This window comes from Bacteroides sp. AR29 (assembly GCF_900217715.1).
GTDB lineage: Bacteria > Bacteroidota > Bacteroidia > Bacteroidales > Bacteroidaceae > Bacteroides > Bacteroides uniformis.
Genome location: NZ_OBMS01000007.1, coordinates 145,102 through 159,440 on the forward strand (window position 1 = coordinate 145,102; position 14,339 = coordinate 159,440).

Annotated in this window: 6 protein-coding genes; 2 read left to right on the forward strand and 4 right to left on the reverse strand. The window is 47.2% G+C overall.

Annotation, left to right across the window (positions count from 1 at the left end; translation table 11 throughout):
- Positions 1–33 precede the first annotated feature (33 nt).
- The 3 genes from CSD97_RS06775 to CSD97_RS06785 all read right to left on the reverse strand — a co-directional run bounded on the left by CSD97_RS06775 (position 34) and on the right by CSD97_RS06785 (position 9,696).
- Positions 34–2,091 (reverse strand): RagB/SusD family nutrient uptake outer membrane protein, encoded by a 2,058-nt coding sequence (locus CSD97_RS06775; RefSeq protein ID WP_005833256.1) that lies wholly within the window; start codon positions 2,089–2,091, stop codon positions 34–36.
- A gap of 23 nt (positions 2,092–2,114) precedes the next feature.
- Complete coding sequence (locus CSD97_RS06780; protein WP_005833257.1) at positions 2,115–5,393, reverse strand: TonB-dependent receptor; 3,279 nt, start codon at positions 5,391–5,393, stop codon at positions 2,115–2,117.
- 166 nt (positions 5,394–5,559) lie between these two features.
- The gene (locus tag CSD97_RS06785) at positions 5,560–9,696 is read right to left on the reverse strand and encodes a hybrid sensor histidine kinase/response regulator transcription factor (RefSeq protein ID WP_005833258.1); all 4,137 of its coding nucleotides are present in this window, start codon (positions 9,694–9,696) and stop codon (positions 5,560–5,562) included.
- 269 nt (positions 9,697–9,965) lie between these two features.
- Here CSD97_RS06785 and CSD97_RS06790 point away from each other — a divergent pair, with 269 nt between their 5' ends.
- Together CSD97_RS06790 and CSD97_RS06795 are read left to right on the forward strand one after the other, a co-directional pair.
- On the forward strand, positions 9,966–10,406 hold the full coding sequence (locus CSD97_RS06790) for a DUF6078 family protein (RefSeq protein ID WP_005833259.1): 441 nt from the start codon (positions 9,966–9,968) through the stop codon (positions 10,404–10,406).
- A 572-nt stretch (positions 10,407–10,978) separates the two neighbouring features.
- Positions 10,979–13,072 (forward strand): BT4734/BF3469 family protein, encoded by a 2,094-nt coding sequence (locus CSD97_RS06795; RefSeq protein ID WP_005833260.1) that lies wholly within the window; start codon positions 10,979–10,981, stop codon positions 13,070–13,072.
- Here CSD97_RS06795 and CSD97_RS06800 read toward each other — a convergent pair.
- Entirely contained in the window at positions 13,069–14,289 is a 1,221-nt protein-coding gene (locus tag CSD97_RS06800) for an ATP-binding protein (RefSeq protein ID WP_061411578.1), read from the reverse strand. The genes CSD97_RS06795 and CSD97_RS06800 overlap by 4 nt on opposite strands.
- Positions 14,290–14,339: the final 50 nt, after the last annotated feature.

Below are 14,339 nucleotides of genomic sequence, written 5' to 3' on the forward strand. Positions count from 1 at the left end.
CCCCCTAAATCAAATACCTATTAAAAAATGCCTTTATTTCTCAGCCGGCTGGTCAGCTACCACCGGCCAATAAGGATTCTGGTAAAGAATGGAAGTCGATACATCCGCTCCCGAAGTGGCTGTCAACTGGAATTGCTTGATCATGATAGGATTCAAATAGTGTGCCATCTTCCAAGTACAGCCGTTATAGGCAGACTGGTTGCTGCTTCTCTCGAACGGACGGAGATACTCACTCTTGTCTTTCGATGAGACATTAGCCTTGTCTGTCCCGTCAGCAACCAAAATGGATTTTCCATTATCATCCAGATACCAGTCCTCCATCGGAGTATTCCACAAATGCATACCTTCCAGATGGCTGGGAGCAGTCATCAGTTGGTCCATAGAACGCCAACGGCACAAGTCCATGTAGCGAAGACCTTCAGCCAGGAACTCGCAACGACGTTCACGACGGATATTATACAGAGTCTTGTCAGAGATGACACTTCCACCCGTATAGGCTCCCCAATCATTTTCAGCCTCCTTGCTCATGTCCGTTGCAGCGATAGTCTTGTCAAAATCAGTACTGATGCCGGCACGTTGACGAAGTACAGTCCAATATTCACGAGCCGTAGCATCCAGCGTTCCATTGAGCAGATAACTTGCTTCCATATAATTCAGCAGAGCCTCAGCCGCACGGAAACATACAGCTGCCGTATAACCACCGCCATTGGCATAATACTTACGGTTGAATGAACCACCCTTGCGCAATGCATAGCCGGTAGCATAGCCACGCTCACCGTCACCACTCGTAATGGCCGGATAGGGCTCTTCCATCACAACTTCCGTACCTTCATTATTATCAACTTCAAAAAGGATGTTCTTCTGTCCCGGTTCTTTCAGGAAGATACTGAGACGCGGGTCACGGTTTACACGTACATCAGCAACCGTCTTGTCGCCCATATAATAGCCGTCACCATCCGCATAAGAACCGTGAGCATAAACCGGAGTACCATCCTTCATCAGGAAATTCTGTACGAATCCACGGGTCAGACCGATACGGTAATTACCACGTCCGGCAGCGGCATTGATGTTATGAGTAGAGAGTCCGCGGGCATACTGGCGCCACAACAGTACTTCCTTCACATCCGAAAGGTCTTCTTGTGCAAACATATCAAAGTAAGGATTTGACGGGTCATCAGCTGATTGTTGCAACACACCGGTATTCTCCGTCAAACTCCCTTTGTATTTATCTGCTACAAGTTTGGAAGCCTCTACGGCCTGTTCCAAGAAGTACTTCACTTCATTATCAATGTTTCCGCTCGGATACTGATAATTGTTGTGAAGAGATGCCCCCGGCCAGCCTTCTCCACCAGGTACGAATGCCGTACCCTTGAAATTCTGCAACCAAGTAGCCTCGAACAGTGCCACACGTGACTTAACCAGCATCGCAACATCCTTATTGATACGGGTCGTCGCCATATCGACATCACTCATATAGGCATAAGCCTTGTCAAGATCGGAAATGATGAAACGTGCCACTTCATTACGCGGAAAACGTTTGCTGGCTTCACGGAGAGCTTCCATCTCATCGGCAAGCGGTTGGTTGATAATCGGGAAGTCGCCGAACAACTGGAGCTTCTTAAAGTACTCGTAAGCACGCAGGAAGTACATTTCTCCGATATAGTGCTTGATGGTGGCTACACTCCCGGAAATTGTATTTTGTGAACCGCTCATGTCCTCACCGAATTTGGGAAGTGCTTCAGACAAAAAGAAATTAATACGATAGATGCGTTCGAACTTCCAATTGTCACTTTCGCTATGAGGTACTTTCCAGCGATCCTGGGTATAGCGGTCATTGGCATTCACCTCTATCTGGTTATCGGTTCCTTTGTCTTCACCGAAGATGCCATAAGTCCACTGGCCGAATGACGGAAGGACATTGGGATATTCATCATTCAGATTGGCTTCCAACTGGGCCGCAGTGGAGTAATAGGTTTCGGGAGAAATGCTTGACATCGGCTCTCTGTCCAGAAAATCATCGCAGGAAGTCGTTCCGGCAATCACTGCCATTGCCATGAACGCTTTTACAATATATCTATAATTCGATTTCATAATATTCTTCATTATTTATGGGATTAAAGTGATACGCTAAGTCCAAAAGACCAAGTTCTTGAAAGCGGGTATGCATTACCGGCACTCTTGATAGGTGCAGAAGCATTGCTGTCCGTGTTACCACCGCTGATGGTTTCGGGATCGAACAACTTGCTCAGTTTGGTTCCCGTCCACAGATTCTCGCCCGATACGAAGATGCGGCAGTTGGTGATACCGATTTTGCGAATCATGGAAGCAGGCAATGTGTAGCCAAGCTGGAAGTTCTTCAAACGGATATAAGACGCATCCTGCAGATAGCGGGTTTGGGTTTCCTGGTTCTGGGTACTGTCAAATCTCGGACGCGCATAGTATGAATTGACATTGGCGGCAATCTCATGACCGGCCAGCCCGACGGGTTCATCACGGAAGTAATCTTCGTGTTCCTTCAAACCGGTTGACCACCACATACCCCATTGGCCAACGCCCCAGAAGATATTGGAACCCTGCCAGTAGTCACGCTTCATCACTCCCTGGAAGAAGAGGCGAACATCAAATCCCTTGTAATTGGCATTCAAGTCAAGACCGAAATGATAACGGGGAGTATTGTTGCCTATCACCTTCAAATCACCGTGGTCCTCCAAAGTCTGTGCACCTTTGGTGATGCCCGGTTTTCCATCCTGGTCGGCATACATGATGTCACCGGCAGTCCAAACGCCGGAACCGATGGCACTTTGTCCGCCCACTTTATTCAGATGCGCCTGCATCTCATCATCTGTCTTGGCAATTCCCACGGTTTCAAAGCCCCAGATTTCACCAATCTCGCGGCCTGCGATATAAGTATTGATTGAGTTTGTCGGGTTACCCGGGTATCTGTCTATATAAGTACGTGCATCAGAAACATTGAACTTAATGCCATAGCCCATACCGAAGTTGGTGCGGTCCTGCCATCCGATGGTAAGTTCCCAACCCTTCGTCTTCAAGTCACAGTTATTGGTCTTGGGAGTCGCAATACCCAATGTAGCGGGCAACTCTACAGACGGACCTACCATATTGTCCGTATAACGGATATAAGCATCGAATGACCCGGTCAGACGGTTGTTGAACAGCCCCCAGTCAAGACCGATATTCCAGGTACGCACTTTCTCCCAAGTCAAGGCTGTACTGATAAGGTCGCCTACATAAGCAGTGTTTGGTTTCAGTCCATTCTGCAGCCAGCTTCCGTTTGCCTGCTTCAATGTCATGGCACGATAAGTAGGATACCAGCCGTTTGTATTCATATTCCCCAGTTCACCATAAGAGAAACGGAACTTCAACTGATTGCAAACATCCGCAAAATCTTCCCAGAAGTTTTCCTGGGCAATGTTCCAACCCAAAGAGAAGGAGGGAGACAACTGCCAACGATTGCCACGGCGGAAGCGGGAGGTACCATCATAGCGCAAATTGGCCTCTGCCAGATAACGACCTTTATAATCATAGTTCAAGCGGCCAAAGAAACCCGCTGTGGCCCACTCATTACGATAGCCACCCACCTCGGGCACCTTATCCTTACCGGCGCCGTCAATATTCGAAATCAAGTCCAGTTCCGGAAGGTCTTCCACCTGCAAACCATATCCTTTGGCACTAAAAAACTTCTGGCGCATTTCTTCGGACTGAAAACCACCCATTACCTTAAAATTATGATCATCATTGATAGCAAGAGAATAAGTGGAGTAAATATTCCAGTTCATGTAGCTCTCTTTCTTGTAGTCTTGATAGAGACTTGAGGTTCCTTGCGTATCCACAATATTTCCACTCACATCGTGGTTATAGTAAGGAAGTCCGGTTTCACGTGTATCTATAGAATTGGTACTATAGTTGAACTCAACATTGGTAATCCAATTCTTCACGGGTTCGAATACCAAGCTTGCTTGATGATAAACCTTATCTGTCTGCACATCGCGCTCACCACCCAATGCAAGTGACATCGCCGGCGTATCGGCATTACCATTAAAATAATAGCCGTTTTCATCATAAACCGGAAGATTAGGCCAAGTCTGACGGCCGATTCTCTCATACAAACCGCCACCAAAATTGGTAGGACGGCCAAGGTCTTGACGGACATAACGCAAGCTGTAATTGAACTTCAACCATTTGGTCAGCTCGGCACCAAATTTGGCAGTAGCATTATAGCGCTTCAAGTCATCGGAACCATGACGGAGCAAACCATTCTGATCCAGATAGCCCAATGAAGCATAATAATTGAACTTGTCACCACCACCGCTTACACTGAAATTATGTTCTTGCGAGAAGGAAGAGCCCTTGTAGATTTCGGAAAACCAGTCAGTATTGGCATACGCCGTAGTAAACGGGTCGCCTGCCGGTTTACCCCATACATTGCCATCAGTAGGCAAACCGCCACGATTAGTACCTCCCGCAGCCTGGAAGTCAAGCATCTGCTGCATCACTGTATCAGAGAACTGGGCATTGTCCTGACCGTTGCGTGCAGCCTCATTGAAGTAGTTGGCAAAGGTATAGGAGTCCATCATCTCCGGCAGATTCACCGGACTGTTGAAGCGGAAGCTGTTGTTGTAGTTGATAGTCGGCTTGCCCGATTTGCCTTTCTTGGTAGTCACCAAGATAACACCGAACGGTGCACGCGACCCATAAATAGAGGAAGCGGCAGCATCCTTCAATACAGAAATATTCTCGATGTCCTGCGGATTCACCGTATTGATGTCACCTTCCATACCGTCAATCAAAATCAGCGGACTTCCGCTTGAGCCGTCACCGATGGTACCGTTGCCACGGATATTGATGGACATATTCTTGTCCAGTTCACCGGTATTGGTCGTAATCTGCAAGCCCGGTACCAAGCCCTGCAATGCCTGCGTGGCATTCGCTACCGGACGTGCTTCAATTTCCTTCGCCGTAGCCAGCCCCACAGAACCTGTCAGGTTCACCTTCTTCTGCGTGCCGAAACCTACCACTACCACCTCGTCCAGCATTTCGCTGTCTTCTTTCAGAGTCACAGTAAAGGATGTTTTTCCAGCCACCGGCAGCTCTACCGTCTTATAACCGATAAAGCTGATTGTCAAAGTGGCATCCGAAGGGACTTTCAAAGAGAAATTACCGTCAATGTCGGTAATTGTTCCATTCGTCGCATTCCCTTTCTCCACTACACTGGCGCCAATCACCGGTCCCATCGCATCATTAACCACACCTTTTACATTGATTGTCGAACTCTGTGCGTTCAAGAACTGAACATTCAACAGAAGGGCCATACAAATGGCCAAAGTGACATACACTTTCAGCCCGAGTCCTTCAAAGAATCTCTGTCTTTTCATTGTATAAACTTTAAGATTAAACATTAATTGTTTCACTTTCACTCTTCATTTTAACCGTGAAAACAATGGCAAATGTAGGCGAATGCTGATAGGAAGACCTCCAATAATGCTTCTACGAGGTAGAATTTTAGTTATTCGACCTAATTGAAGCATAATTTGACTTGATCTATGACTGTATGAAGCGTTCCTGATATTCCGTCGGCAACATGCCGAATTCCTTTTTGAAACAAGAACTGAAATATTTCGGGTCATTAAAACCGACGGCATACGCCAGATCGGAAACACGCACAGAACTCCCCTTCTCCTCCATAATGCGGCAGGCCGCTTTCAGACGGATGTTACGGATAAAGGCAGAAGTATTCAGTCCCGTCAGGGATTTCAGTTTCTTGTAAAGGGTGGACTTGCTGGTGCCCATCTCCTCCACAAACTGGGGCTGGTCGAAGTCTGAATCTTCCAGATGGCGGTTTACGCAGTCAATGGCACGCTGCATGAAGTCCTCATCAATGCTAGTATAGTCCAGTTCCTTGATTTCGAACACCAGTTGGTTCTTAAAGTCATGCGCCTTGCGTTCTTTGTATTTCAGCAGATTGCGGATGCGTGCATGCAGCACGGCCAGGTTGAACGGTTTACTGATAAAGGCATCCGCCCCCACTTCATAAGCTTCGGCACGGTCTTCCTCCTTGTTCTTGGCTGTCAGAAGAATCACGGGAATATGACTGAGTTCCAACTTGTTCTTCACATACCTGCAAAACTCGATGCCGTCCATTACGGGCATCATCACGTCCGAAACAATCAGGTCAATATCCTCATTGTCAAGCACAGTCACAGCCTCCTGACCGTTTTCGGCCGTATGGACATTGTATTCACGTTTCAGCAGCCGGACCATTAACTGCAAAAGCTCCTCATTGTCCTCCACCACCAGTATGGTATGCGCTTTGGGCTTTTCAGCAACCACATTCTCCGCATTCTCCTCTTCAAGATAGGTAACGGTTTTCTGTACCGGAAGTACAGCTTCCTCATCAATCTGTTCTTCCTTAAAGTAAGAGCGGTCTACGGGCAAGGTCACGATGAATTCCGTTCCCCGGCCTTCCTCGCTCTCCACTTCAATGCTTCCTCCATGCAGCTCCACCAAGTCCTTTACCAAAGAAAGGCCGATGCCCGTACCAATGGTGTTGAACTTCCGGTAATCCCCCTCGTAGAACCGCTTGAAGAGGCTCTTCTGCTTGTCCTTTGAAATGCCACTGCCATTATCCTTTACATGCAACCGGACGAAGTCCCTGTCTTCGGCATACATCAGCGTGACTTGTATATAGCCACCCTCCTTATTATATTTGGCGGCATTGGAAAGCAGGTTGTAGAGAATCTTGTCCAGCTTGTCCGTATCAAAATAACCGATAATCGACTCCGGATTACAGAGTACGGAGAAATGTATCTTGCGCTTTTTGACAAGCGGCAGGAAAGATTCGGCTTCATTTTTCACAAACGCCGCCACATCTCCTGGAGAGACACGCAACTTCAGATTGCCGGTTTCTGCTTTACGAAATTCAAGAATCTGCTGCAACAGACGGATGAGCCTGCTGATATTGCTACCCATTACCGTATAAAGGTCGTCATGCCCGGGAAACCGCATCTTCAACTCATCGACGGTAGCCGAGATAATGGTCAGCGGAGTCAGCAGTTCATGCGTGATATTTGTAAAGAACTGCAATTTGGCATGATTCAGTTCTTCCAGTTTGGACTTCTCCATCTCCCGAAGATGCAGCTCATTACGCAGCTGCATCCTGTTCTTTGCTGTCCGGAGAATGAAGCAGACAATAGCTGCCCCTATCAGTGCATAAATGATATAAGCCCACCATGTAGCCCAGAACGGTGGCAATACCACCACCTCAAGTTCACGGATTTCCTGACTCCAAATGCCATTTTCATTGGTGGCTTTCAGACGGAACCGATAAGTACCGCTCTTCAAATTATTATAATAGGCAAAACGGCGGTTGGCATCCGTATATTGCCAATCCTTGTCAAAACCTACAAGCTGATAAGCATACCGATTTAAACCGGGATTCTTATAAGTAAGGGATGCGAATTCAATACTGAAATTATTATATCCGTAAGGCAGATCTAACTTCCGCGTAAACGAAGGCATGACAGAAGAAATCCGTTCTCTGACCTCCGGTTCCAATACCGCAAAAGAACGGTTGAAGATTTTTATATCCGTAATCAGATAAGGCACAGCTTCATTGTCTTTCTCCAGAGATGCAGGAAGGAAACTGTTATAACCCTTATTTCCTCCAAAGAATAACTCGCCCTCCCTACTGCAAGAAGACTGTGATATGAAAAAGTTATCCTGCAGACCGTCTGCTGTCGTATAGACACGGACCGTAGCCAAATTCTCGTCCATCGGTACAAAAAGCTGTACCAGCCCCATATTAGTCCCCATCCATAGACACCCTTGCCTGTCTTCCTCTATAGACCCTATCATGTCGGCAGACAGCTGATATTCCTGATTCTTTTCCGTAAATACATTTTCCTTATAATCATATAGATACAACCCTCCTCCCTCAGTTCCGGCCCATAGCCTTCCCGATTTATCCACATGCAAACACAACACCGAGTTCGTTGCCAGCTGGCCGTTGTTATAACTATAGTTACTATATTTCAGCGTTTCGGGATGCTGCACATCCCCCATAATATGTATAATTCCATAGTTGGCTGTCGCAATCCAGAAGCTGCCATCCGCATCCTCCACAATGTCCTTCACATGATACCAATCCGCCAACCCGCCTCCGGCAAAAGAAAGTGTTCCGAACCTATAATGCCCTCCATCGGCCAAACTGATTCCCATACCGCCGCGACAGCCTACCCAACAATTCCCCTTACTGTCCTCACACAAGGCCGAAACGCAATCCGAATAGAGATAAGGCGTGTCGGATTCAGTCAGCACCTTCACTTTCTCTCCTTTCTCATAAATCAAGATACCACCGTCATAGGTAGCGAACCATACTTCTCCATTCTTACGCTGAATAATGTAATTGACCGTGGGTACACTGGGAATATCCGAGAATTCCGGGATATGGGAAAAGAACGACAACACACCGGTTTCATAATCCTTGCGTGCCAGCCCATAACTTCCGGTACCCAGCCAAAGGTCTTTATCTGCATCGGCAAACAAAGCGCGGACGGCAGTAGTAGGCACGTCATCCTCTGCCAGATTCAAAGAATAGAAAGCAAACGGAGATTGTTTCGTGTCTATCATCAGGACACCGCCGCCAATGGAACCCAGCCAGATATTATTGAAGCGGTCGCGCAACAGTGAATTTATTTCATCACAAGGTATATGATATGCCGAATGCAACGACTTGTAATTAATGAATGTACCGGGATTCTCCTGCTTCATAATGCTCAGCCCCACCCGGGTCCCTATCCACAAGGTATGGGTGTGTACATCCTCCACAATATCATAAACAATATTGTCCGACAAGCTGGCATCATCCCCTATCCTATGCGAATAATGCGTATAAGACACGTTTGCCATATCCTTTGGGTGATTCAAGAGAAATAATCCGCAATCCCAGCCACCGACCCACATTTTCCGGTTTGAATCCTGATAGATAACATGTGCCGAGTTCCGTTCATTGATTTTGGGATATGCATAGAATTTATCCTCCTTCCGGGAATAACGAAAAAGACCACTGGACCAGGTACCGACCCACAAATCCCCATCCGAGTCCTCGAACAACGATTTAATGGAAGCTGCGGGAAATATACCATCGGTGGACTTGCCGTCATACATCACGAAGGAGTCCTTCTCTGCCACATACCGGCATAAGCCAGAATCCGTACCAATCCATACCTCATTTTCCCGGGTGACCAACAGGCATGAGACCGCATTGTTGGGAATGGCAGGCGCAGTATATTGACGGATTTCTCCGGTTTTCTTATTGAGTGTGTTCAACCCCTCTTGTGTACCAATCCACAAGAAGCCGTCATTGTCATCGGCAAAACAATAAATGTTGTTACTGGTCAACAAACCGGGAGTATTCAAGCTCGATTTATAGACAGTAATCTGGTAACCGTCGTATTTACAGAAACCATACCGGGTGGCAAACCACAAAAACCCTTCCTTATCCTGATATATTTTCTGGACCTCATCCGTCGGTAATCCGTCTAATGTAGAAATCTGCTTGAACTTCAAACGGGAAATAACATCCCCATCAGCCGCATGCCCCAAGGCAGGATACATTGTCCAACAGCTGAACAGGAGAAGACACGTATGCAGACAAAAAAAACTTACTCTATTTTTCATATACCAGATATTAGGAATTATGACAAATATAGCAAGTTCAGCTCACTTTAAAGAAGAATTATACTCTTTTTTTGTCTGCAAATACTTCAAACGAGGCTTTTCTTGAAGGAGTTAGAGGGCGATAACTCCTTCTAACTCCCGATAACTCCCTTAAATGAAAGAGCCGTGCTCCCCCTCTAACTCCTTCAAGAAAAGCCTTGTTATAACAACTTTATTCCTTACCTTTACAGCCGTGTTCTACACCCTAACCGTAGACAAGCAAACAACATATGAAAAATAAATTCGACTACCAGTCTGTGCCTTATGGCTTTGCGCATTGCTTCCACAGCCAGTGCATCCATAAGGAAGAATGCCTGCACCATCTGGCCGCTATCAATTGTACCTCGCAATATCCCACCTTAAGTATCATCAACCCGAACCGTATCCCTGCCGATACCACCGACTGCCCTTATTTTCGGAAAGCCCAAAAGTACCGAGTAGCATGGGGCATCCGGCATCTGCTGGACAATGTACCCCACAAATGTGCAGCCCCGATGAGGAACCAGCTTGTAGGACACTTTGGCAAGACCACCTATTATCGCTTTTACCGCCAGGAACAAGGCTTGTTTCCAAAGGCACAAGCATATATCCGTCAGGTTTTCAAACAATACGGAATTGCCGAAGAACCGAAATTCGAGAGATACAGCGAAGAATACAGCTACAACGATTGAAGCATCCGGACAGCTCAGCTCTTACAAAGTTTATTTTTGAAAAACATCTGTCATGCTATCACGCAGAGGGGGATATCCTTTTGATTATAAACCGATTAAAGCGTGAAAGATACCCGTGATAGATAAAAATCTTCACAACCATCCATCACGCCATAACAAAAGCAGTATCCGATACTTACTTCATTCACCACAGAATAGTGCTATATACCTAGTTCTCAGTATGAAACTTTTAGTTTCTTAAGCAAATACTATTGGTTTTAACCTTCTAAAACAAAAGTTTCAACAAGAGAAACTGAGAGTTTCCCTTAGGAAAACCATTGGTTTCAACAAGTAAAACCTTTTGTTTCAATAGCCGGAAACTATTGTTCCGACAAGCAAAACCAGCGTGGAAGTCTGCACAAAGCATCCCAAATCACCAGCTTTTTCGACTCAAAACATCAGATTTTCCACAGAAAAACGCTGGAATCGACCTAAAAAAGCATGGAATCACTTGCAAAAAGAGCCTAATTGTCGTACCTTAGTACACTGTAAGCAAACCATTTTGCCTGCATGTGACAAAACAAAAAATAGAAATGAAAATCACCCAACTGAGAGAAAAAGACGGGAATCTGACACTGAGCACGACAGACTTGGACACCTTCCTACAGAAAATCAAAACGGAGACCAAAACCCAGCCCGTATCCACTTTCCGCCAGCAACTGCGATACTGCTTGCCCGGCAAGCGCTGCAACGAGGCAGACCGACTGCCCAAAGTACTCCCGGCAGCCGAATTCCGCAAGACGAACGGTGTCTGCCAGATGAAAACCTACAACGGCATCGTGGAACTGACCGTAGGCCCGCTTTCCGGCAAGTCCGAAATAGCCCTTGTGAAACGTCTTGCCTGGGAACAGCCCCAGACGCGGCTCGTATTCACCGGTTCCAGCGGACGGACTGTAAAGATTTGGACTACCTTCACCCGTCCGAACAATTCGCTGCCGGGCAAACGGGAAGAAGCCGAAGTATTCCACGCCCATGCCTACCGCCTTGCCGTGAAATGCTACCAGCCCCAACTGCCTTTCGACATTCTGCTGAAAGAGCCCAAGCTGGAACAGTACTCCCGCCTCTCCTTCGACCCCGAAGCCATGTACCGCCCGGACTCCATACAGTTCTATCTTGCACAGCCCGTCTCCATGCCCGACGAAACCACCTATCGGGAAGCCCTGCAAGACGAGAAGTCACCCCTGACGCGCGCCGTGCCGGGATATGAAGCCGAAGAAGCCATCATCATGCTGTTTGAAGCCGCCTTGCAGAAGACTTTCGCCGAAGCGACGGGTGCCGGTGCCGACAACAGCCTGCACTCCCTGACCGTACGCCTTGCCGAGAACTGTTTCCGTTCGGGCATCCCCGAAGAAGAGACCGTGAAGCGTACCTATTTCCATTATTATCTGCGCCAAAAAGAGACTGTCATCCGGCAGATTGTAAGAAGCGTTTACCAAGAGAACAAAGGCTTCAATACCCAAAGCAGCCTCAGCAAAGAGCAAAGACTTGCCATACAGACGGACGAGTTCATGAAACGCCGCTACGACTTCCGCTACAATACCCAGGTGGGCGAAGTGGAATACCGTGAACGCCACTCGTTCCGTTTCCGCTTCTCCCCCATCGACAAGCGCACGCTGAACAGCATTGCACTGGATGCACAGTCGGAAGGCATTCCCTTGTGGGACAGAGACATCAGCCGGTACATCTACTCCAACCGCATCCCGGTATTCAATCCGCTGGAAGATTATCTGTACGACCTTCCGCACTGGGACGGGAAAGACCGTATCCTGGCACTCGCCCGGACAGTACCCTGCAACAACCCGTACTGGGCCGAACTGTTCCACCGCTGGTTTCTCAACATGGTGGCACACTGGCGCGGCAATACCGACAAGAAATATGCCAACAGCGTCTCCCCCTTATTGGTAGGTGCACAAGGCACCCGCAAAAGCACCTTTTGCCGAAGCATCGTCCCGCCCGAGCTGCGTGCCTATTATACGGACAGCATCGACTTCTCGCGCAAGCGCGACGCCGAACTTTACCTCAACCGTTTTGCGCTCATCAACATCGATGAATTCGACCAGATAAGCAGCACCCAGCAAGGATTCCTGAAACATATCCTCCAGAAGCCGGTGGTCAACGTGCGCAAGCCATACGCCAATGCCGTGCTCGAGATGCGCCGATATGCCTCGTTCATCGCCACCAGCAACCAGAAGGACTTGCTGACCGACCCCAGCGGCAGTCGCCGGTTCATCTGCATAGAAGTGACGGAAGCAATAGACACCAACCGCCCGATAGACTACAACCAGCTTTATGCCCAGGCCATGCACGAACTGGACCACGGCGAACGCTATTGGTTCGACCAGTCGGACGAACGGATTATGACGGAAAACAACCACGATTTCGAACAGATACCGCCCGAAGAGCAACTGTTCTACCACTATTTCCGCGTTGCCGGAAATGACGAGGAGGGAGAATGGCTGTCGTCTGCCGAAATACTGAACCGCCTGCGCCGGTACAGCGCCATCCCGCTGTCCACCAAGAGAGTGAATGTATTCGGAAGGATACTGCAGAAACATGAAGTGCCGTCCCGCAGAACACGGTTCGGCACGCTGTATCATGTGGTGGAGTGCAAGAGACAAGAAGATTAGTCTTTAAAATATTCAGACACCGGCAATGCTTCTATCGTTTTATCTCCTACGGAAAATTTGTCATGTTGGTTATAAGTGAGTATCAGTCCATGCCCCATCTTGAAGAAAGACAAGGCATCCAGTAAGCCATCTACTTCCCTTTTCCGGTTTTCTGCGGTCAAGGCATAGCATACCTGGATGGCAAGCTGGGGCACAGAATTGCGTACAACTATAAAGTCGCATTCCTTCCGGTTCTCATTATAATAGAATATCTCAGAATAACGGCGACGCAATTCCGCAAAAACCATGTTCTCCAGCCTCCGCCCCTCATCACGGGTGAAAGATGAAGAGGTGACAAATACAACACCATTGTCCACACAATACACTTTCTTCGGGTTCAACAGTTGCGCTTTATATGAATATGAAAATTTCGGAACAAAGTTTATCAAGTAAGTCTGTTCGAAATAAGAGAAATAATCAGACACAGTAGAAGTACTTTTCATTCCCAGTATCTGTTTCAGTTTTGTAGCAGACACCAGATTGCCCACATTCCCCATCAAATAGGCCAAGAGACTTTTCAAAGAGTGGTCATCACGTATATTATATCTCACGGCAATATCACGATATACTATATCATTGACTAAATCCGTCAGAACATCCTGATCATCCAGTTGCAAGTATTGAGGGAAGCCACCCCGATGCAGATAGTCGTACAAGGAACTGTCACCGATAGTCTTACCCGTAAAACCGCAATATTCAGCATACGAAAAAGGGAACAGTTCTTTCGTAATATGTCTTCCTGTCAACTTCGTGCCCAATTCACGACTCAACATCGAAGCATTGGAGCCGGTGATTCCCACATAAAACCCTTCATCCAACTTGCCCCGAATATACACCTCCCAACCATCAACAATCTGTATTTCGTCAAAAAGAAGAGCGATACACCCTTCATGTTCCTTAATAACTTCATCCACTATACGGAAATCACTGAATTCAAATCCATACAGTAAAGGGGTATCAAAATTCAAGGAGAGCACCTCTTCCGGCTTGTATCTATCCACCGATAATTGTGCCAGCAATGTACTCTTACCACAACGGCGAATACCAGATATAATCAGTGCATAGTCTGCTACCAAGGGAGGTAAAGACAACAATAGGTCACGTCGGAAACTTTGAAATTTCCTCAACCGTTCACGTTGCACACGTATGGCTTCTACTATATCCGATTTGCTTATCATAGGGCTATGTCATTTATATTCAGATACAAATATAAACATTCCATTCTGAA

Bases quoted from the DNA above. Each gene is read 5' to 3' on its own strand.
- CSD97_RS06775 (WP_005833256.1), bottom strand. From the start codon at position 2,091: ATGAAATCGAATTATAGATATATTGTAAAAGCGTTCATGGCAATGGCA.
- CSD97_RS06780 (WP_005833257.1), bottom strand. From the start codon at position 5,393: ATGAAAAGACAGAGATTCTTTGAAGGACTCGGGCTGAAAGTGTATGTC.
- CSD97_RS06785 (WP_005833258.1), bottom strand. From the start codon at position 9,696: ATGAAAAATAGAGTAAGTTTTTTTTGTCTGCATACGTGTCTTCTCCTG.
- CSD97_RS06790 (WP_005833259.1), top strand. From the start codon at position 9,966: ATGAAAAATAAATTCGACTACCAGTCTGTGCCTTATGGCTTTGCGCAT.
- CSD97_RS06795 (WP_005833260.1), top strand. From the start codon at position 10,979: ATGAAAATCACCCAACTGAGAGAAAAAGACGGGAATCTGACACTGAGC.
- CSD97_RS06800 (WP_061411578.1), bottom strand. From the start codon at position 14,289: ATGATAAGCAAATCGGATATAGTAGAAGCCATACGTGTGCAACGTGAA.